The sequence below is a fragment of the Thalassospira sp. CH_XMU1458 genome (genome assembly GCF_037027205.1).
GTDB lineage: Bacteria > Pseudomonadota > Alphaproteobacteria > Rhodospirillales > Thalassospiraceae > Thalassospira > Thalassospira tepidiphila.
This window is the reverse complement of record NZ_JAYMDW010000001.1, coordinates 882,257-901,630: the sequence shown is the minus strand read 5'-3', so window position 1 is coordinate 901,630 and position 19,374 is coordinate 882,257. Positions and strand designations below refer to the sequence as shown.

Here is a 19,374-nt window from a genome sequence, read left to right as displayed (position 1 = left end):
GCAATGCGTCATTTTTCGTTGAAAACGCTGGACTCTTGCGGCTTTGAGTGAGACGCTAACCACATACGAAAAATCGTAATTCACGAAATATCGTAGTAAATATTACGATATTTCGTAGGAGTATGTGATGAGGATCAGTGAAATCAATCCCCTACCGGTGATGATTGAAAACCTGCGCTTGCAGGCATTGCTCGCCCACACCCATCCAACTTTGCTGATTCACCCCAAAACGGACCGGATTGTCTTTGCCAATCAGGCCGCTGCGAACCTGCTGGGGCGGAGCATTGAAGAGCTTCTGGCGACCTCTATGAGTGCGCTGCACAAAGGTCAGGTGCCCAGTCTGGTCGTGTTTAGCGAGGCCGCCTTTTATCACGGTTTTGCCTGGACCCGCGGACTGGACCTGACCCGCCCCGACGGCACCGAACTGAAACTCGAGCACGAAGCCCGGCCGCTGATCCTGGACGGCGAAGAATACCTGACCGTCACGATTTCCGATCTTGATGCCCGCCATCGCCGAGATGTGGACTCGGAAGCCGATGATTACTTACGCGAAGGCATCGCCGAATGGCGCCGTGCCGAACGGTTTTTCCGCGAGATTGAGCGCGAAAACCAGCTGATCCTGGGTGCCGCTGGCGAAGGCATTTACGGGGTCAACAGCGACGGCATCACGACATTCGTCAATCCGGCGGCCGAACGCATGCTGGGCTGGACGGCCGAGGAACTGGTTGGCCGCGAAATCCATTCGATTATCCACCATTCCCACGTCAATGGCGACCCGTATCACGCCGAACAATGCCCGATTTACAACGCCTTTCGCGAAGGCATCGTCAGGCGGGTTGATGACGAGGTCTTTTGGCGCAGCGACGGTAAACCGATCCGGGTGGAATATACCTCGACCCCGATCCGCGACCATGGGCTGGTGATCGGGGCGGTGATTGTTTTTCGTGACATCACCGAACGTAAAATCGCCGAGGAAAAGCTGCACGCCGCCCTTGCCGAGGTTGATCGCCTGCGTGAACGGCTGGAGCTTGAAAACGCCTATCTGCAGGAAGAAATCCTTTCAACCAACAACCACCACGAAATCATCGGCCAATCCGATGCCATTCAGGGTGCACTCAAACAGATCGACCTTGTTGCCCCCACCGATGCCAACGTTCTGATCACCGGCGAGTCAGGGACCGGCAAGGAACTTATTGCGCGCGCCATCCATCAGGCCAGCGCGCGGTCTGATCGCGTTCTGGTGCGTGTGAACTGTGCCGCAATCCCGCACGAACTGTTTGAAAGCGAGTTTTTCGGCCATGTCCGTGGCGCCTTTACCGGTGCTGTGCGTGATCGTGTCGGGCGCTTTGAACTGGCCGATGGTGGCACGCTGTTTCTCGATGAAGTCGGGGAAATCCCGCTGGAACTTCAGGGCAAGTTGCTGCGCGTTTTGCAGGACCAGAAGTTCGAACGCATCGGCGAAGAACGCACCCGCGAGGTCAATGTCCGTCTGATTGCCGCGACCAACCGCGACCTAAAGGAAGAAGTCCGTCAGGGACGTTTCCGTGAAGACCTGTATTTCCGCCTCAACGTTTTCCCCATCGAATGCCGACCACTCCGCGAACGGCCCGACGATATCCCGCCGCTGGCATCGCACTTCCTGCGCAATATCTGTCAGCGCCTGAATATCGCCCAGCCAACACTCACCAAGGGGCAGGTCCGCACCCTGCAAAACTATGGCTGGCCGGGGAATGCCCGCGAACTGGAAAATGTCATCGAACGGGCTGCGATCCTGGCCCATGATGGCAAGCTGCATTTTGATTTGCCCGAACAGGGCGGGCGCGACAGCCGCAAATTAGCAGCGCCGGCGACAGAGCCCGACAGCAAACCGGAAAAAACGGTTCTGACCCGGGGTGAGCTGCGCCAGACCGAATATGACAACATCATCCATGCGCTCACCATGACCAAGGGCAAGGTGTTTGGTGAAAATGGTGCGGCGGCCCTTCTCGATATCAAACCAACCACGCTGGCCTCGCGTATCAAGAAATTCAAAATCGACCGTCGCAGCTTTGCGGCAAACGAAACCATCGACTAATTGCCAAAATTGCCATCGTCTGGTTGCCTGTTGCGTCCGTTTGGCGCAGCATGTCACCGCCGGACGCGGTATAAGTCAGCAGGCAGAAACAGGGAAGAAACAGGAATGGCTGGTTTTTTACAGATTGGTGTTTTGCTTGCGATGGCAGCTGTCGCCGGGGTCCTGATCATGGGCATCGTTTCGATGGCACGTGGCAAGGATGCACGCAAACAAAACAAACTGATGCAAATGCGCGTCCTTTTGCAGGGCCTGGCCCTGTTGCTGCTTTTCATCCTGTCGCTGATGGCGGTCGGTTCCTAAGCCAGGCATACGCCTTGAACACACAAACCAAGATTACGGACGGCACATGGTTCAACTGACTCGTATCTATACAAAATCCGGTGACAAGGGCAAAACCGCCCTTGGCAATGGCACGCGCGTTGCCAAAAATGATGTGCGCGTGGAGGCCTATGGCACCGTTGATGAAACCAATGCCGTGATTGGTGTCGCCCGCCTGCATGCGGACGGCAACATTGATGAAATACTGGCCCGAATCCAGAATGATCTATTTGATCTGGGGGCTGATCTGTGCACACCGGGCGATGGCAGCGACGATAACCCCGAACGGCCAGCCCTTCGCATTACCGCCAAGCAAACCGAACGGCTTGAGGCCGAGATCGATCAGATCAACGAAGCCCTTGATCCGCTGAAATCATTCGTCCTGCCTGGCGGCAGTGCGCTTTCGGCACAACTGCATGTCGCGCGCACCGTTTCGCGCCGGGCGGAGCGCCTTATTGTCGAGCTGGCCGGGATCGAGACGATCAATCCCGAGGCCGTGCGCTATATCAACCGACTATCAGACCACATGTTTGTTCTGGCCCGCCACGCCAATAATGGCGGCAAGGATGATGTTCTCTGGAAGCCTGGGCTGACCCGATAAACTGACGTGATAACAAGATTATCGGACAAAATCCTTGTTCCCTTGCGGATTTTTGCCGTATCAAGACGGCGAAGGGCATCAAGATTTTCGTGAAGTAGTTGTCGTTAACGTCAACACCTTTACGTAAATTGACAACCTGCGTAGCACTACCTATTGTGCGTCGCGGGGAAAACATTACCATGCGGGCCAACGCAAACTGCCTTGGCAGGGAGCAAACCCGCAGTTTCGACAACAAAAACGAACAGGTCTGTCATGAAGGTTCTTGTCGCCGTTAAGCGCGTTGTGGATTACAACGTCAAGATCCGTGTCAAACAGGACCAGTCTGGCGTTGAGTTGAACAACGTTAAGATGTCCATGAACCCGTTTGACGAAATCGCCGTTGAAGAGGCCATCCGCCTCAAGGAAGCGGGCACCGCCACCGAAGTGGTTGCTGTGTCGCTCGGCGTTAAACAGTGCCAGGAAACCCTGCGCACGGCCCTCGCCATGGGTGCCGATCGCGGCATTCTGGTTGAAACCGAGGACGAACTCCAGCCGCTGGCTGTTGCAAAGCTTCTGAAAGAAGTCGTTGCCAAGGAAAGCCCGGATCTCGTGATCCTCGGCAAACAGGCAATTGACGATGATGCCAACCAGACCGGTCAGATGCTGGCCGCGCTGCTGGATTGGCCGCAGGGCACCTTCGCGTCCAAGGTTGTCGTTGCTGACGGCAAGCTTGATGTCACGCGTGAAATCGACGGTGGTCTTGAAACCATCAAGATTGATCTTCCGGCAATCGTTACCACCGACCTGCGCCTCAACGAGCCGCGTTATGCGTCGCTGCCGAACATCATGAAAGCCAAGAAAAAGCCGCTCGATACCCTGAGCCCGGCCGACCTTGGTGTTGATACCGCGCCGCGCCTGAAAACCCTGAAAGTTTCCGAACCGGAAGCACGTCAGGCAGGTGTCAAAGTTGCCGACGTCGCAGAGCTTGTCGACAAGCTCCGCAACGAAGCAAAAGTAATCTAAGCGGGGATCAATCAAATGAGCATTCTTGTTATTGCCGAACACGACAATACCGAACTGAAGGGTGGCACGCTTAACACCGTTGCTGCTGCTCAGAAAATCGGTGGCGACATCACCGTTCTCGTGGCTGGCGAGGGCTGCAAGGCCGTTGCCGAAGCCGCTGCCAAGGTCGAAGGTGTCTCCAAGGTTCTCCTCGCAGACAACGCAGCCTATGGCCACTTCCTTGCCGAAAACATGGCGGGTCTGGTTGGTGAACTGGCGGGCGATTACAGCCACATTCTCACCTCGGCTTCTTCGTCGGGCAAAAACTTCATGCCGCGCGTTGCTGCCAAAAAAGACGTCGCCCAGATTTCCGACATCACCGATGTTGTCGATGCCGATACGTTTGTCCGTCCGATCTATGCCGGTAACGCCATGGCAACCGTGCAGTCGGCCGACAGCCTCAAGCTGATCACTGTCCGGACCACCGGCTTTGATCCGGTCGCCGCCGAAGGCGGTTCTGCATCCATCGAAGACGTTGCTGTTGCATCTGATGCAGGCAAGTCGACCTTCGTTGGTCAGGAACTGACCGAGTCGGAACGTCCGGAACTCACCGCTGCAAGCATCGTCATCTCTGGCGGTCGTGGCATGGGTTCGGGTGAAAACTTCCACCTGATCGAACCGATTGCCGACAAACTCGGCGCTGCGATTGGCGCTTCTCGCGCGGCGGTTGATGCGGGCTATGCCCCCAACGACTGGCAGGTCGGCCAGACCGGCAAAGTTGTTGCACCGCAGCTATACATTGCTGTAGGCATTTCGGGTGCTATTCAGCACCTTGCCGGCATGAAGGACAGTAAGGTCATTGTCGCGATCAACAAGGACGAAGAAGCGCCGATCTTCTCGGTAGCGGATTACGGACTTGTCGGTGACCTGTTCGAGGCCCTTCCCGCTCTGGCGAGCGAACTCGACAAATAATCTGATCCCCTTTAGGGTCAAGACAACGCATACTCTTGTTTTGACCCTTGGGGACGAGTGGGGAACAAATGGCTTCGTTGGAAGATATCAAAACCATTGGCGTAATCGGCGCCGGTCAGATGGGCAATGGTATTGCACATGTGATCGCACTGGCCGGTTACGACGTCCGAATTCTCGACATCTCGCAAGATGCCCTTGATAAGGCCATCGGCGTGATGGAAAAGAACATGGACCGTCAGGTCAAAAAAGAGATCATTACCGCAGCGCAAAAAGATGCGGCACTGAAACTGATCTCAACCGGAACGGAATATACCTTCCTGTCTGACTGTGACCTGGTCATCGAAGCGGCCACCGAGAACGAAGAGATCAAGAAACAGATCTTCAAGGCTCTGTGCCCGGTGCTCGGCCCGGAAGCGATCATCGCGACCAACACCTCTTCGATTTCGGTCACCCGTCTGGCGTCCTATACCGACCGCCCGGCGAAGTTCATGGGCATGCACTTCATGAACCCGGTGCCGCTGATGAAACTGGTGGAACTGATCCGTGGTATTGCCACGGACGAAACCACCTATCGCACCATTCATGAACTGACCAAAAAGCTCGGCAAGGACACGGCAAGCGCCGAAGACTTCCCGGCCTTTATCGTCAACCGCATCCTGCTTCCGATGATCAACGAGGCGATCTACACCCTTTACGAAGGCGTGGGGAATGTCGAGTCCATCGATACCGCGATGCGCCTGGGTGCGAACCATCCGATGGGCCCGCTGCAACTGGCAGACTTTATTGGTCTCGATACCTGCCTGTCGATCATGCATGTCCTGCATGATGGTCTGGCCGATACCAAGTATCGCCCGTGCCCGCTTCTGGTCAAATATGTCGAAGCCGGATGGCTTGGCCGCAAGGCTGGCCGTGGCTTCTATGACTATAGCGGCGACGAACCGACCCCGACCCGCTAAGCGGTTGCACGCCAGGACTGGCGCTACGACATCAAAGCCGCTGCCCCGCAGCGGCTTTTTTTGTTGCATTCCGTGCTTCAACCATCTGGAATAGACCTTGCTCTAACCCGCGCAATCATGATGTCGGGAAAAATCAAACGGTTCTGGAGGCCGTCCGAACATGTATCTCGGAATTGATGTCGGCACATCGGCAGTCAAGGCACTACTGATTGACGAAAACTCGGTCACCCTTGCCGAGGCTGATGTCCCTTTACGCGTGTCCAGCCCCAAACCGTTCTGGAGCGAACAAAACCCCACCGACTGGTGGGACGCAACCCTGCGCGCCATCGATGACTTGCACCGCCAAAACCCGTCGGCAATCGCCGCAACCCGCGCAATTGGCCTGTCGGGTCAGATGCATGGCGCGACATTGCTGGGTGCGGATGACAAGCCACTTCGCCCGGCGATCCTGTGGAATGATGGTCGCGCAACCCGCGAATGCGCCGAACTTGATGCCGCCCTGCCCGATCTGGGCCAGCGCGCGGGTGTCGCCACCATGTCGGGCATGACCGCACCCAAACTGATCTGGCTACAAAAACACGAACCGGATGTTTTTGCCAAAATCAAAACCATCCTGCTGCCCAAGGATTACATCCGCTTTTGCCTCTCAGGCGACAAGGCCACCGAAATGTCGGATGCGGCGGGTACGCTTTGGCTTGATGAACAAAGCCGAAGCTGGAACCAAAGTGCGATCGAAGCCTGTGGTTTGACCCGCGATCAACTGCCACATCTGGTCGAAGGATCGGACATCACAGGTACGCTGCGCGCGACACTAGCCGACCGTTGGAGCATGCGGGGCGACGTCATCATTGCCGGGGGTGGCGGTGATGCGGCGACCGGTGGCATCGGGGTCGGGGCGGTTTCCCATGGCGATGGCTTCATTTCGCTCGGCACCTCGTCGCAGATCTTTGTCGCCTCGGACAAATACCGTCCCAAGCCCGAAGAACTGCTACACAGCTTTGCCCACGCCATCCCGAACCACTGGTTCCAGATGGCGGTTTTGCTTAACGGGGCAAGTTGCCTGAAATGGGCGGCTGACCTTCTGGGCGAGGCCGACATTACCGCATTGCTTAACCGGGTAGAGGCCCAACACGACGCCCCATCTGATATCCTGTTCCTGCCCTACCTCAACGGGGAACGCACCCCGCACAACAATCCGCATGCCCGTGGCGTGTTCTTTGGTCTGGGCAGCGACACCGACCGCGAAACCATGGTTCAGTCGGTACTCGAAGGGGTTGGCTTTGCACTCCGCGATGCCAAGTCCCGTCTGCACAAGGCCGGAACCCAGTGCGACCTGCCCGGCGTGATCGGCGGCGGTGCCCGCAGTCGCTACTGGATCAAGATGATTGCCGACATCCTTGGCAAGCCACTTGCCCGCTATGAAGGCGCAACCAAGGGCCCCGCCTTTGGTGCCGCCCGACTGGCCCGTCTGGCCCTGACCAAAGAACCGGTTGCCGACGTTTGCGTCAAACCCGCAATCGAAGAAGTGATTGAACCTGATCTAACCCGCCATGATGCCTACCAGCCGCGCTTTGCCAAATTCCAGCGCATTTACGCTGCATTGTCAGACGAATTCACCCCTGACTGACCGTCTGATCGCCTGATCAGACAGACCGGCTGTTGCGTCGATCCATAACATTTTGATGATCTCGATAGATTTTGGCGACATCGCCCTTTAAACCCCTGATCTGAGAACAACATTAACTTAGTGGAATTCATTTATAAACGCGGACGATTATGACGATTGCAGTTGTTGGAAGCTCGAACTTTGATTTTGCGGCCCGTGTGGCGAAGCTTCCTGTTCGAGGACAAACGGTTTCCTCCCGGGCTTACAAGACCGGACCGGGCGGCAAAGGATGCAATCAGGCACTTGCCGTCGCCAGACTTGGTGTTTCCCCTGTCTTCATCTCCAAACTTGGCGATGACATGCTGGGCAAACAACTGATCGAAACCCTTGCGACCGAGGGGTTGGATACCACCAACCTGATCGTCGCCGACGAAGCACAAACCGGCATTGCCCTGATCTCGATCGATGAGGCGGGCGAAAACATGATCACGGTCGTGGGTGGCGCCAACATGACCATGACCCGAAACGACCTGCATGAAAAACAGGAACTCCTGCGCAACTGCGACTATCTGCTGTTGCAGCTGGAATGTCCGGTGGTAGCCATTGACTGCGCGATCAAATATGCCCGCGAAGGCAATGCAAAGGTCATTCTTGACCCGGCCCCGGTCGCCGATCTGGTCGTCATGCGCGACCTGCTGGCCCTGACCCACATCGTCACCCCTAACCAAAGCGAATGCTTGGCCCTCACCGGTATTGATCCGGTCGATGAGGCCACCGCAAGTAGCGCCAGCATCAAGCTGCATGACATGGGCCCGGAAACCGTCATCATCAAAATGGGCGGTGATGGTGCGTTCTATTCATCGGGCGGGCAAACCGGCATGGTTCCGGGCTTTGTGGTCAACACGGTTGATACGGTGGGCGCTGGCGATTGCTTCAATGCCGGGTTGGCTGTCGCCCTGCATGGTGGTCAGCCGCTCAAGGATGCCGTGCGCTTTGCCTGTGCCACCGGTGCGCTTTCCACCACCAACAATGGTGCAGCCGAGGCCGCACCACGCCTTGCTGATGTTCTGTCCCTGATCGAAGGCAACGCCTAAGACTGCGTCACTTGCGCTCAGGACGTCTGATCAATCAACTGATCGAAATAAGTAATGACCTCTGGCGCATCCCAACGCGCGATGCCTTCTAGCTTGCCGCGCAAATCACCCTTGGCGTCATAGACAAAACTGGTCGGAAGGCCGCGTGCCCCCATCTGACGCGCAATCGCCCCACGCGGATCCAGAACGATATCAAGGTTGTCGATTCCATTGGTTTCAAAGAATTCGCGGACGGCATCCGCCCCGCCGCGGTCCTGACTAAGGGCCAGAACACGAAACGGCTTATCGGCCATCTCGACCGCCAGGCGATCCAGATCGGGCATTTCCTTGACGCATGGCACACACCAGGTCGCCCACAGATTGACCAGAACAACCTGTCCTTTCAGGCTGTTAAAGGCGACCTCGTTGCCATTTTCATCGACAAACGCCAGATCTTCGGGCAAAGAACCCCCTTCGGATGGCATAACCATCTTTGAAAGTTCTTGCGGGAATTGCGTATCAGCAAAGGCAGGGGTTGCATAAATGCCCGAGATGGCGACAATCACGCCAAGTTTTACGTAACGAAGCAATGCTTTCACAACACCCACCTTTCCAAGACTGCGGATCACGATGACCGATCAAAACGCCACTGACCAGAAAAACGCAAACTCCCTTTGGGGCGGCCGCTTCGAAGCGGGCCCGTCAGCCATCATGGAAGAAATCAACGCTTCCATCGGCTTTGACAAGCGCCTTTACGCCCAGGACATTCAGGGCTCCAAGGCCCACTGCGCCATGCTGGTCAAGCAGAACATCATTCCTGCTGAAGATGGCGAAAAGATCACCAACGGTCTAGACCAGATTCTTCAAGAAATCGAGAGCGGCGCTTTCAAATTCTCCGCCGCCCTTGAAGACATCCACATGAATGTCGAAAGCCGCCTGCGCGAATTGATCGGCCCGGCGGCTGGTCGCCTGCATACTGCACGTTCACGCAATGATCAGGTCGCGACCGACTTCAAACTCTGGGTCCGTGACGTTGCACTTGCCGATCTTGAAGTCGGCCTCAAAGGCCTTCAGGAAGCCCTGATCGCACAGGCTGAAACCCACGCAGAGACCATCATGCCGGGCTTCACCCACCTGCAGGCCGCCCAGCCGGTCACCTTTGGTCATCATCTTCTGGCTTATGTCGAAATGTTTGGCCGTGATCGCGGGCGCGTTGCCGATTGCCGCACACGCATCAACGAAAACCCGCTGGGCTCTGCGGCCCTTGCCGGTACGCCCTATCCGATTGATCGTCACATGACGGCAAGTGCGCTTGGCTTTGATCGCCCGACGGCGAACTCACTCGATGCGGTATCGGATCGTGACTTTGCGCTTGAATACCTTAATGCCGCATCGATTGCTGCCATGCATCTGTCGCGTCTGGCCGAAGAAATGGTCATCTGGTGCTCCGCCCAGTTCCGCTTTATCGGCATGTCTGACAAATTCTCGACCGGCTCTTCGATCATGCCGCAAAAACGCAACCCGGATGCGGCCGAACTGATCCGCTCGAAGATCGGGCGCATTGTCGGTTGCTATAACGGCTTGATGCTGTCGATGAAGGGGCTTCCGCTGGCCTATTCCAAGGACATGCAGGAAGACAAGGAACCGGTTTTCCAGGCCCATGACCATCTTGGTCTGTGTGTTGCCGCCATGACCGGCATGATCGCCGACATGAAGGTGTTTGCCGATAATATGCGTGCGGCTGCCGGTGCGGGTTACACCACCGCCACCGACCTTGCAGACTGGCTGGTTGCCGAACTTGGCATGCCGTTCCGTGATGCCCATCACGTGGTTGGCGCGACCGTGAAACTCGCCGAAACCAAGGGCTGCGATCTTGATCAGCTGTCGCTTGAAGACCTGCAAGGCATCGAACCCAAAATCACCAATGCGGTTTATGATGTACTAACGGTCGAGGCATCGGTTGCCGCCCGCCAAAGCTTTGGCGGCACTGCCCCGGTCCGTGTGAAGGAATCCGTTGCGGCCGCAAAGGAAAGGTTCCTGAAATGAACAACAGCCTGTTGAAACGCGGCACCGTCATCACGCTGGCCATCATGTTGGGGCTTTCAGTTGCGGCCTGTGGCAAAAAAGGCCCGCTCGAACCGCCGACCGACAAAGGTTATGAATATCCAAGGGATTACCCGGCCCAATGAACCATTTTGAATATATCAACGGCGAACTTTACGCCGAAGGCGTCGCGATCCGGGAAATGGCTGACAAGGTCGGAACCCCGTTCTTCTGCTATTCGACTGCGACCCTGGAACGCCATTACAAAGTCTATGCCGACGCCTTTGACGGCCTTGATGCCACCGTGTGCTTTGCCGTTAAGGCAAACTCCAACCAGGCAGTCCTGAAAACACTCGCCAATCTTGGTGCGGGTGCGGACGTTGTTTCGGTTGGTGAAATGCGCCGTGCGCTTCGTGCGGGCATGCCCCCGGCCAAGATCATCTTTTCCGGGGTTGGCAAGGCCGATGCCGAAATGCGCGAAGCCCTTGACGCCGACATTGCCCAGATCAATGTCGAAAGCATCCCCGAACTGGTTGAGCTGAACCGTGTTGCCATCGACATGGGCAAGAAGGCGCGCATTGCGCTGCGTGTTAATCCGCATGTCGATGCCAAAACCCATGAAAAGATCGCGACCGGCAAGGCCGAAAACAAATTCGGCATCGACTGGACCCGCGCGATCGAGGTTTACCGCGAAGCCGCTGCCATGGATGGCATCGAGGTCACCGGGATCGCCATGCATATCGGCTCCCAGTTGACCGACCTTGCCCCGTTCCGCGAGGCGTTTACGCGTCTGGCCGGGCTGGTTGAACAGCTGCGATCTGAGGGCATCGATATACGCAATCTCGATCTCGGCGGCGGGCTTGGCATTGCCTATCAGGGCGAAACGCCGCCGCTTCCCGATGCCTATGGTCAGATGGTGCGCGAAACCGTCGGCCATCTTGGCTGCCACATCACGCTGGAACCGGGTCGTTTGATTGCCGGCAATGCCGGGATCATGGTGTCGCGCGTCATGTATATCAAAGACGGCGAAGCCAAACGCTTTGTCATTCTTGATGCCGCGATGAACGACCTGATCCGCCCGACGCTGTATGGCGCCTATCACGAAATCATCCCGGTGGATGAACAGACTGACGGTGACAAGCAGGTCAAGGTTGATGTTGTCGGCCCGGTTTGCGAAACCGGTGACACCTTTGGCAAGGACCGCGACCTTCCCGATGATCTCAAGGCCGGCGATCTGGTCGCCGTCATGTCGGCGGGGGCCTATGGCGCGGTCATGTCTTCAACCTACAACACCCGCGCGCTGACACCCGAAGTGTTGGTTAAGGGCAACAACTTTGCCATCGTCCGCCCGCGTCAGGAAATTGACGATCTGATCAACATGGATCAGGTACCCTCCTGGCTCAGCAACGCATAAGACCGGCATTCCGTTTCGGTTTTTAACGCTTTCGGGGCGGCTGGCCATTTGTCAGCCGCCCTTTTATTTTGCCCAATCCCGTCGAATTGCTTGACCCGCCCCGCCAAAAGACCAAGCTTTAAAGAAGCGGGTTGTGCCAGAATGCCGGATACAACGCGCAATATGTCGGCAAGCAGGGCTCAAAGGCATGTCCTTGATACCACCCTATCCCAAGATGGAACGCCATGTGCGCAAGACGCGCTTGGTGATGGTGTGGGAATCTGTCTGGCCCTGTCTGATCCCGGCCCTTTCGATCGGGCTCTTGGTCGTTGGTCTGACCCTGACCGGAACATTTGAACTTCTCCCCGCCACCGGGCACATCATGTTGCTGTCCGTCCTGTCGGTCGCGGTCATGGTTGCCGTGGTCGCGCCATGGCGCAATTTCAAAATGCCCACGCGCCGGGACGTCCTGCACCGGATCGAGGTGGACAACCAGCTTGATAACAACCCGCTGCAAAGCCTTGAAGATCACGTCCCCGAAACCGACGACCCACTGACCAGCTACCTCTGGCAGCGTCAACTGGGCCTGCATGAAGCCGCACTGGCAAAGCTCCGGTTGTCGCGTCCCCTGCCCGCCATTACCCGCGTTGACCGCTTTGGCCTGACCGCCATTCCTGTATTGCTGGTGTTTGTCGGCCTGATGACCGGCCTTGACCATGCTGAGGAACGCTTTTCAAAGGCCTTCAGCCCGCTTCAGCGCCTTGGTGCCGCCGACTTCAGTGCCACCCTTTGGGTCACCCCACCGGCCTATACCGGGCAAATACCGCGCATCTTGCAGTTCAGTGCGCTGTCCGATACCGATGCCACAGGTGCCCGCCAATCCGAAAACACAGGTAATACGACATCTGACAAGACCAGTGACGTCATCCGTGTTCAGGTCCCGGCGGGATCGACCCTTGATGGCAGCATCACAAGCATCTGGGAACCGACCCTGACCACGCCGACCGGCACGCAATCCTTTACCGAGGGTGCCGAGAACAGCTATGTGCTCTCCACCGCCATTGATCAGCCCGGCCAGTGGCGCATATCGGTCTGGGGCAATGATCGCCTGACCCTTGATATCGAATTGCTGGCCGATAATGTGCCAAGCCTGTCCTTCGTCAGCCCGCCGACCATCACCCGACGCGATCATGTGCGCCTTGATTACGTCGCCAGTGATGATTATGGCCTCGCCAGTCTTGATCTGGTGATCACGCCTGCGGCCGAAGAAGGCACCATCAAGCAATATGGCCCGATTGATCAGGTGGTAATTGATCTCAAGGGCGACGCCGCTGGCGTTACAAGCAGCGCCGGCGCCATGCCGACCCGCATCGAAGGCCCGCGCTTTATTGATCTTGTCGCCCATCCCTGGGCGGGTTTGCCGGTCAATATCCAGATGGTATCAAACGATAACGCCGATCAGCGCGGCGAGAGCGATATCCGCTCCCTGATGCTGCCCGAACGGGAATTCAGCCATCCGGTGGCGCAAAAGCTGATTGATATCCGGCGTGGTTTGCTGCGCTATCCCTACCGCGCACTTGAAATGCATCAGGCACTGTTGCCGATCCTGTTCGCCCCGCAGGCCTTTAACGGCCATCTCGGTGTGTTCCTGACCCTTTCGGTCGCCGAAAGCAGGCTGGCGTCCAACCTGCAAAACCGCGCCACCCATCAGGATGTCGCAGGCCTTCTGTGGCATGTCGCCGAGGAGATCGAACGGGGTTCCTACGGCATTGCCGAGCGTAATTTGATGGAGGCCGAGGAACGCCTGCTGGAGGCCCTTGCCAACCCCGATGTCACCGAAAGCGAAATTGCCCGCCTGATTGAAGAATATCGTCAGGCGCTGAATGAATATCTTGCTGCCATGATGCGCGAAAGCCCCGAACAGGCCGAAGAAGAACTCCCGCCCGGCAGTGCGACACTTGAACAACAGGACCTGTCACGCATCATCGATCAGATCGATGCTTTGATGCGCGCAGGTGCGCGTGATCAGGCCCGCCAGTTGATCGATCGTCTGCGCGAACTGGTCGAAAACATGCAGGTCACCACCGGTCAGGGCGGCATGGATATCACATCGACGCTGCGTGAAATGCTGGACGGCATGCGCGATCTGTCGCGCCGTCAGCAGGACCTGATGAATGAAGGCGATAATGCATCCACCCAGAACGGCAATGGTCCGCGTGCAAACCAGCAACAGGGCCTTGCCGACGATGCCGGTGAAATCCTCAACGATCCCGGTCTTGGCCAGTTTGGCGATGTCAGTGGCATGAATTCGGTGATTGATGCCATGCACGGCGCGGCAGAGGCGCTTGGCAACAACCGATCGCACGAGGCCCTGCAATATCAGCGACAGGCCATGGATGCCCTGCAACAGGGCATTGGCGAAATCAGCCGTGCACTTGAAGGGCTCAGCCAGCTCGCCCCGATGCTCGAAGACCTCGAAGGATCCGGGCGCCGCGATCCGCTGGGGCGGCCCGTCGGTGGCGATGGCACCACCACCATCCCGGATGTGAACACGCTTGAACGGGCCTGGCGCATCTTGCAGGAACTCCGCCGCCGGTCCGGCGATCCCGAACGCCCGGAAATCGAACAGGAATATATCGACCGCTTGCTCAAACGGTTCTGACCAGGCCACTGCCCCCCCAAAACAAAAAAGGCAGCACGCGTTGTGCTGCCTTTCTCATAATCAGAATGTTTGCGCGAACCGCTTAGGGCTCGACCGCCTCGCGCGGGTCAAGGAAAGTGACCTGCAATCGGGTTGCCGTCGGGTTTGGACGCCGGATCTTGGTTTCGACTTCCATGCTTTCGCCGACCGGCAGCATCTGTTGCACCATTGGCATTTCCGCACCGGACTGAACCAGAGATTCATCATAAATCAGCGGCACCTTCTTGCGCTGTACCACACGATCAAGCGGATCAAGCAGCTCGATCAAAAGGTAAGGAAGCGCACGCGGTTCTTCGCTGATATTGACGATCTCGGCCCGAACAACAAGAACGTCAACGCCGTCCTCTTCTTCGCGGGTCGGCGGCAATTCGCGGATATCAAGGCCTTCGCCGACATGCGGCACATCAAGCCCGACCATGTCATAAACCTTGGCAATCGGCGGCCACAGTTCGATGATCTGATCCTTGGCGAAATAGCCGCCCGCACCAATCCCGCCCAACACCAGCAGGAAGATGATCCAGCCGACAATGCCCTTTTTCTTTTTGGGCTCCGGCTTTGGATTGTTGCGAATCAGCTGCTGGGGAATCGGGGGCGGATCGGGGATCTTGTCGGCTTCTTCAAAGCCCGGATCAACCGGCCCACCGCCCATCTGATCTGCATTGAAATCAGCACCCAGCGACCCCTCTTCATTGAACGGGGCCGGAATATCACTTTCCGGTGCAGGTGCCGGGGCTGGCTTCTTTGCGCCGGGCGGGTCCTGATGCCAGCTATTGCCGCAGCTTTTACAGCGCACGGTTCGGCCTTTCGGACCGATTGCTTCTGTTTTAACTGAGTATTTCTTTGAACACTCTGGGCAAGTAATGATCATTGCAAACCTGGCATATCGATGACGGCGGCATCAAACACGGGGGAAGGCGTGAAACTGTCTGCGACTGACGGTCCCCCTGTGCCGTCAGTGAAGCCTTACACTATATGTAAATAGCGGCGATTTAACAGACTGTTAAGCAGAGATAACAGAAGCTGCCCGGATTTGGGTATCAAACCTCTGGCTGATCGGGCTGTTAATGGTATCCAAAATAGACGACAAACCGTCCAAACCGGTTAATTCATTTTCGATATTGTCACGACAAGGCTACTTTCCAACCCTGTCGGATCATGACGAAAGCCGATATAAACACCGATGTATCAACCGTCATTCGCCCAGATGGAGCAAGAATTTTGACCGACGTTGTCAGTTTCAGGAATGTCGGAGTCCGGTATGAATCCGGGCCGGAAATCCTGCGCGACCTTAATTTTACGCTCGGTCGCGGCAGTTTTCATTTCCTGACCGGGGCATCGGGGGCGGGCAAGTCGACATTGATGCGACTTTTATTTTTGGCCTTGCGCCAGACACGCGGCGAAATTTCGATCTTTGGACGCGATAATATCCGCATCCCGCGCGAAGAACTGCCGGCGATTCGCCGCAAGATCGGCGTGGTGTTTCAGGACTTCCGACTGATCAACCATCTGACGACCTTCGAAAACGTCGCCCTGCCGCTGCGTGTCGCCGGTGTCGAAGACCTGCAGATTCGCAAAAACGTCACCGAACTTCTCGAATGGGTCGGGCTTGGCGATCACATCAACGCAGTGCCATCGCGACTGTCCGGCGGGCAGCAACAGCGCGTTGCCATCGCGCGTGCCGTCATTGGCCGCCCCGCCCTGCTTCTCGCCGATGAGCCGACCGGGAACGTCGATGATCGAATCGCCATGCGGTTGCTCTATCTGTTTGAAGAGCTCAACAAACTCGGCACCACCGTTCTGATCGCAACCCACAACCGACAACTTGTCCGGCGGTTTGGCCATACCCAATGGCTGCTCGAAGGTGGTACCTTGCACGACGTCACCAACAGCGGCTGAAATCCGACACACCAAGTCCAAGCTTCGTAAACACGGGATCAACAGGACCAACACACGATCATGGCATTTCGCGCACCTCCATCGCACCTCCCTCTTGAAAGCGATTCGTCCTCGCGCTTTTTGCCGAGCATCGTCGCCCTGATGGTTGCGCTCCTGACCTTTTCCATCGTCGGGCTTGCCGCCCTGCATGACAGTGTCGGTCAATGGTCCGGCCAGATCGAAGGCAGCCTGTCGATCCAGGTTCCCCCGACCGAGCTTGCCAACCGATCCCCCGCCGAACGTGAAGCCGCCCTGCAAGGCACGGTCGACAGCATCATCGAACAGATTTCCACCCTGCCCGGCATCGCCCGGATCGAGGAACTCAGCCCCGATACCATGGCCGCCCTGCTTGAACCCTGGCTGGGTCCGGACGAAGTCATCAGCGAACTGCCCATTCCGCGCATTATCGAAGTCACGCCTGAAACCGGGTTTAACTTTGATGCGCTTGAAAGCCGTCTTGGCGTCATCGCGCCCGAGGCCGTGCTTGATGATCACCGCATCTGGATCGAACGCATCGCCGATGTCGCCTTTTCGGTTGAACTGGCATTGGCCCTTTTGATTGTCGTGCTGTTTGGCGCGACCATGCTCTCCGTGGTGTTTGCCACCAGATCAGGCCTTTCGATCCATCATCGCATCATTGAATTGCTGCATCTGATTGGCGCACAGGATGGATATATCGCCAGTCAGTTCGGCCGCCATAATCGACGCCTTGCCTTCTTTGGCGCACTGATCGGTCTTTTGATCGCGCTGCCGGTTTCCGCCCTGATTGGTTGGCTTGGATTGCGGGCGGGCTGGCCGGTGCCATCACTGGTTCTCAGCCCGACCTTTATTGGTCTGATTGTCGCCATTCCGTTTATTGTCGCATTGGTGGCGGGCATCACCGCCAACCGAACTGTGCTTCGTGTCCTACACCGGATGTTGTAACCCGCTCGCGGTCTTCGTATAGTCGGTTGTTACCACTTCCCTTTTGGGATCATGGCCTTGGCCCTCTTTGTCCCCTTGAGGAGATCCGAATTCATGCCAGACCGCCGCTATTCAGGCACGCCTTCATGAACAAGCCCCCGCTGAGTGTGCAACATCGTCGCCGGTTCCGGCGGTTTCGTTTTTTGCTTTCCACACTGATTTTCTGCGCGCTGGTCTGGGCGGCGGGCTTTATCTGGTATGTCGATTACATCCCCAAAACGGTTGAAAACACGACCCAACGCACCGACGCCATTGTCGTTCTGACCGGTGGCAGCGAACGTCTGTCCGAAGGCCGCCGTCTTCTGGTGCGCGGTCTTGCCGACAAGCTGTTCATATCGGGTGTCTATCGCGGGGTTGAAGTCGACGAACTTCTGTCCGTCGGCAAATCCGATCCGCGCCTGATTGCCTGCTGTGTTGTTCTGGGCCATGTTGCTGAAAACACCCGCGGCAATGCAATTGAAACCGCCGTCTGGATGTATGAGGAAGGTTTCAAAAGCCTGCGCATTGTGACCGCGAATTACCATATGCCCAGGTCACTTCTGGAATTCAAAAGCCTGATGCCCGATGTTGAAATCGTCGCCCATCCGGTATTTCCCGATAACGTCAAGGTCGACAATTGGTGGCGCTTCCCCGGCAGCAGCGCCCTGATCGCCAGTGAATACAACAAATACGTCTTTGCCAGCCTGCGCAACGCGCTGCTCAACTGGTTGCCAAACGGTGACCGCGCCGCACTGCGCAGCCCCGGTGGTCCTTTGAAGGATGCACCGGACCTTGATGACTATTCCGCCTCAAACGCGGCGCGCAAGGATGGGTGAACAATCGGCATTTTCTGATCGTCATATTGCTGTTACAAAACAGCGAGCAACTTGGCCTGTGAAGGAATTTGTCTGAATGATTACCCTGCGCGCGTTACTGTTTAACGTGTTGTTTTTCGGCGGAACGGCACTTTTGTGCATTGTTCTGTTGCCGCTGATGCTGTTTGGGCGCAAGGCCAACCAGTTTGTCGGCCATGCCTGGTGTCGCCTCATTCAGTTCATGCTGCGCTACTCGGTGGGCATGCGCAAACGCTTCACCGGTCTGGAAAATCTGCCAGATGGTTCGTGCATCATTGTCGCCAAACATCAGTCCGCATGGGAAACCCTGACCTTCCATACGGTGGTTCCTGATCCGGCCTATATCCTGAAAAAGGAACTCACCCGCATTCCGCTCGTCGGGCAGTTCCTGATCCTCTCGGGCCAGATTGCCGTTGATCGGTCGGCGGGTAGTCAGGCCCTCAAAGATATGATCAAGGGTGCGTCCAAGGCGCTTGAGGAAAACCGTCAGGTGATCATTTTCCCCGAAGGTACGCGCACTCCGCCCGGCTCCAACCGTCCGTATCACCCGGGCATTTTCGCGCTGTATAAGGCCTTCCCGGACACCAAGGTCATTCCGGTCGCACTTAATTCCGGCATGTTCTGGGGCCGCGACAGCTTTATGAAATATGGCGGTCGGGTCACCATGGAATTCTTGCCGCCCATGGAACCGGGCCTTGATCGCAAGACCTTCATGAAGGAAATCAAGCACCGCATCGATACCCGCACGCGCGAGCTTGAGGCTGAGGCACAAACAGAATTCCATCTGCCGATGCTGACCTCTGATGACATTGACGCGAAACAGGAAAAAGAGGACGCGCAACTAAGCGTCGCCCCTGTGAAGGACACAAGCAGCGACAAGGTATCCTAAAACCGCCTGCGTGTAGCGTCACAACAAATAAAAAGG

18 protein-coding genes are annotated in these 19,374 nt (G+C 56.9%); 16 read left to right on the top strand and 2 right to left on the bottom strand.

What is annotated here, in order from left to right; all coding sequences use genetic code 11:
• Positions 1-127 precede the first annotated feature (127 nt).
• From WBY09_RS04075 to rbsK, 8 genes are all read left to right on the top strand, one after another.
• Entirely contained in the window at positions 128-2,074 is a 1,947-nt protein-coding gene (locus WBY09_RS04075) for a sigma 54-interacting transcriptional regulator (protein WP_336232064.1), read from the top strand.
• 105 nt (positions 2,075-2,179) lie between these two features.
• Positions 2,180-2,374 carry a twin transmembrane helix small protein gene (locus WBY09_RS04070; RefSeq protein ID WP_008889168.1) on the top strand — a complete coding sequence of 65 codons (195 nt, stop codon included), beginning with the start codon at positions 2,180-2,182 and terminating at the stop codon, positions 2,372-2,374.
• A gap of 46 nt (positions 2,375-2,420) precedes the next feature.
• On the top strand, positions 2,421-2,993 hold the full coding sequence (locus WBY09_RS04065) for a cob(I)yrinic acid a,c-diamide adenosyltransferase (protein WP_336232063.1): 573 nt from the start codon (positions 2,421-2,423) through the stop codon (positions 2,991-2,993).
• Positions 2,994-3,245: 252 nt separating this feature from the next.
• Positions 3,246-3,995 (top strand): electron transfer flavoprotein subunit beta/FixA family protein, encoded by a 750-nt coding sequence (locus tag WBY09_RS04060; protein ID WP_008889166.1) that lies wholly within the window; start codon positions 3,246-3,248, stop codon positions 3,993-3,995.
• A gap of 15 nt (positions 3,996-4,010) precedes the next feature.
• Complete coding sequence (locus WBY09_RS04055) at positions 4,011-4,946, top strand: electron transfer flavoprotein subunit alpha/FixB family protein (RefSeq protein WP_336232062.1); 936 nt, start codon at positions 4,011-4,013, stop codon at positions 4,944-4,946.
• Positions 4,947-5,014: 68 nt separating this feature from the next.
• A complete protein-coding gene (locus WBY09_RS04050; protein WP_064779860.1) occupies positions 5,015-5,902 on the top strand; it encodes a 3-hydroxybutyryl-CoA dehydrogenase in 888 nt (295 codons plus the stop codon).
• 160 nt (positions 5,903-6,062) lie between these two features.
• Entirely contained in the window at positions 6,063-7,529 is a 1,467-nt protein-coding gene (xylB, locus tag WBY09_RS04045; protein ID WP_336232061.1) for a xylulokinase, read from the top strand.
• A gap of 149 nt (positions 7,530-7,678) precedes the next feature.
• The gene (rbsK, locus tag WBY09_RS04040; RefSeq protein WP_064779862.1) at positions 7,679-8,602 is read left to right on the top strand and encodes a ribokinase; all 924 of its coding nucleotides are present in this window, start codon (positions 7,679-7,681) and stop codon (positions 8,600-8,602) included.
• Positions 8,603-8,619: 17 nt separating this feature from the next.
• Here rbsK and WBY09_RS04035 read toward each other — a convergent pair whose 3' ends face one another.
• Positions 8,620-9,180: a TlpA disulfide reductase family protein gene (locus WBY09_RS04035; protein WP_286792868.1), complete on the bottom strand. Its 561-nt coding sequence runs from the start codon at positions 9,178-9,180 to the stop codon at positions 8,620-8,622.
• A 31-nt stretch (positions 9,181-9,211) separates the two neighbouring features.
• On the opposite strand from WBY09_RS04035, the gene argH reads away from it, so the two are divergent.
• The 4 genes from argH (at position 9,212) to WBY09_RS04015 (ending at position 14,679) form a co-directional block, all read left to right on the top strand.
• A complete protein-coding gene (gene argH / locus WBY09_RS04030) occupies positions 9,212-10,627 on the top strand; it encodes an argininosuccinate lyase (protein ID WP_336232060.1) in 1,416 nt (471 codons plus the stop codon).
• Positions 10,624-10,770, top strand: coding sequence for an LPS translocon maturation chaperone LptM (gene lptM / locus WBY09_RS04025; RefSeq protein WP_336232059.1), 147 nt, complete (start codon positions 10,624-10,626; stop codon positions 10,768-10,770). The genes argH and lptM overlap by 4 nt, the downstream gene beginning before the upstream one ends.
• Complete coding sequence (gene lysA, locus WBY09_RS04020) at positions 10,767-12,038, top strand: diaminopimelate decarboxylase (protein ID WP_336232058.1); 1,272 nt, start codon at positions 10,767-10,769, stop codon at positions 12,036-12,038. The genes lptM and lysA overlap by 4 nt, the downstream gene beginning before the upstream one ends.
• A 187-nt stretch (positions 12,039-12,225) precedes the next feature.
• Positions 12,226-14,679, top strand: coding sequence for a DUF4175 domain-containing protein (locus WBY09_RS04015; protein ID WP_336232057.1), 2,454 nt, complete (start codon positions 12,226-12,228; stop codon positions 14,677-14,679).
• An 82-nt stretch (positions 14,680-14,761) separates the two neighbouring features.
• Here the strand turns inward: WBY09_RS04015 and WBY09_RS04010 are convergent, their stop codons facing one another.
• A complete protein-coding gene (locus WBY09_RS04010; protein ID WP_083952689.1) occupies positions 14,762-15,586 on the bottom strand; it encodes a DUF3426 domain-containing protein in 825 nt (274 codons plus the stop codon).
• 350 nt (positions 15,587-15,936) lie between these two features.
• Between WBY09_RS04010 and ftsE the strand changes: the two genes are divergently transcribed.
• The 4 genes from ftsE to WBY09_RS03990 all read left to right on the top strand — a co-directional run bounded on the left by ftsE (position 15,937) and on the right by WBY09_RS03990 (position 19,338).
• Positions 15,937-16,614, top strand: coding sequence for a cell division ATP-binding protein FtsE (ftsE, locus tag WBY09_RS04005; protein ID WP_008889155.1), 678 nt, complete (start codon positions 15,937-15,939; stop codon positions 16,612-16,614).
• Positions 16,615-16,674: 60 nt separating this feature from the next.
• Entirely contained in the window at positions 16,675-17,577 is a 903-nt protein-coding gene (locus WBY09_RS04000) for a cell division protein FtsX (protein WP_336232056.1), read from the top strand.
• Between the two features lie 125 nt (positions 17,578-17,702).
• Positions 17,703-18,431 (top strand): YdcF family protein, encoded by a 729-nt coding sequence (locus WBY09_RS03995; RefSeq protein WP_336232055.1) that lies wholly within the window; start codon positions 17,703-17,705, stop codon positions 18,429-18,431.
• Positions 18,432-18,507: 76 nt separating this feature from the next.
• Complete coding sequence (locus tag WBY09_RS03990) at positions 18,508-19,338, top strand: lysophospholipid acyltransferase family protein (protein WP_336232054.1); 831 nt, start codon at positions 18,508-18,510, stop codon at positions 19,336-19,338.
• Positions 19,339-19,374 lie beyond the last annotated feature (36 nt).

Bases quoted from the DNA above. Each gene is read 5' to 3' on its own strand.
- WBY09_RS04075 (WP_336232064.1), top strand. From the start codon at position 128: ATGAGGATCAGTGAAATCAATCCCCTACCGGTGATGATTGAAAACCTG.
- WBY09_RS04070 (WP_008889168.1), top strand. From the start codon at position 2,180: ATGGCTGGTTTTTTACAGATTGGTGTTTTGCTTGCGATGGCAGCTGTC.
- WBY09_RS04065 (WP_336232063.1), top strand. From the start codon at position 2,421: ATGGTTCAACTGACTCGTATCTATACAAAATCCGGTGACAAGGGCAAA.
- WBY09_RS04060 (WP_008889166.1), top strand. From the start codon at position 3,246: ATGAAGGTTCTTGTCGCCGTTAAGCGCGTTGTGGATTACAACGTCAAG.
- WBY09_RS04055 (WP_336232062.1), top strand. From the start codon at position 4,011: ATGAGCATTCTTGTTATTGCCGAACACGACAATACCGAACTGAAGGGT.
- WBY09_RS04050 (WP_064779860.1), top strand. From the start codon at position 5,015: ATGGCTTCGTTGGAAGATATCAAAACCATTGGCGTAATCGGCGCCGGT.
- xylB (WP_336232061.1), top strand. From the start codon at position 6,063: ATGTATCTCGGAATTGATGTCGGCACATCGGCAGTCAAGGCACTACTG.
- rbsK (WP_064779862.1), top strand. From the start codon at position 7,679: ATGACGATTGCAGTTGTTGGAAGCTCGAACTTTGATTTTGCGGCCCGT.
- argH (WP_336232060.1), top strand. From the start codon at position 9,212: ATGACCGATCAAAACGCCACTGACCAGAAAAACGCAAACTCCCTTTGG.
- lptM (WP_336232059.1), top strand. From the start codon at position 10,624: ATGAACAACAGCCTGTTGAAACGCGGCACCGTCATCACGCTGGCCATC.
- lysA (WP_336232058.1), top strand. From the start codon at position 10,767: ATGAACCATTTTGAATATATCAACGGCGAACTTTACGCCGAAGGCGTC.
- WBY09_RS04015 (WP_336232057.1), top strand. From the start codon at position 12,226: ATGTCCTTGATACCACCCTATCCCAAGATGGAACGCCATGTGCGCAAG.
- WBY09_RS04010 (WP_083952689.1), bottom strand. From the start codon at position 15,586: ATGATCATTACTTGCCCAGAGTGTTCAAAGAAATACTCAGTTAAAACA.
- WBY09_RS04000 (WP_336232056.1), top strand. From the start codon at position 16,675: ATGGCATTTCGCGCACCTCCATCGCACCTCCCTCTTGAAAGCGATTCG.
- WBY09_RS03995 (WP_336232055.1), top strand. From the start codon at position 17,703: ATGAACAAGCCCCCGCTGAGTGTGCAACATCGTCGCCGGTTCCGGCGG.
- WBY09_RS03990 (WP_336232054.1), top strand. From the start codon at position 18,508: ATGATTACCCTGCGCGCGTTACTGTTTAACGTGTTGTTTTTCGGCGGA.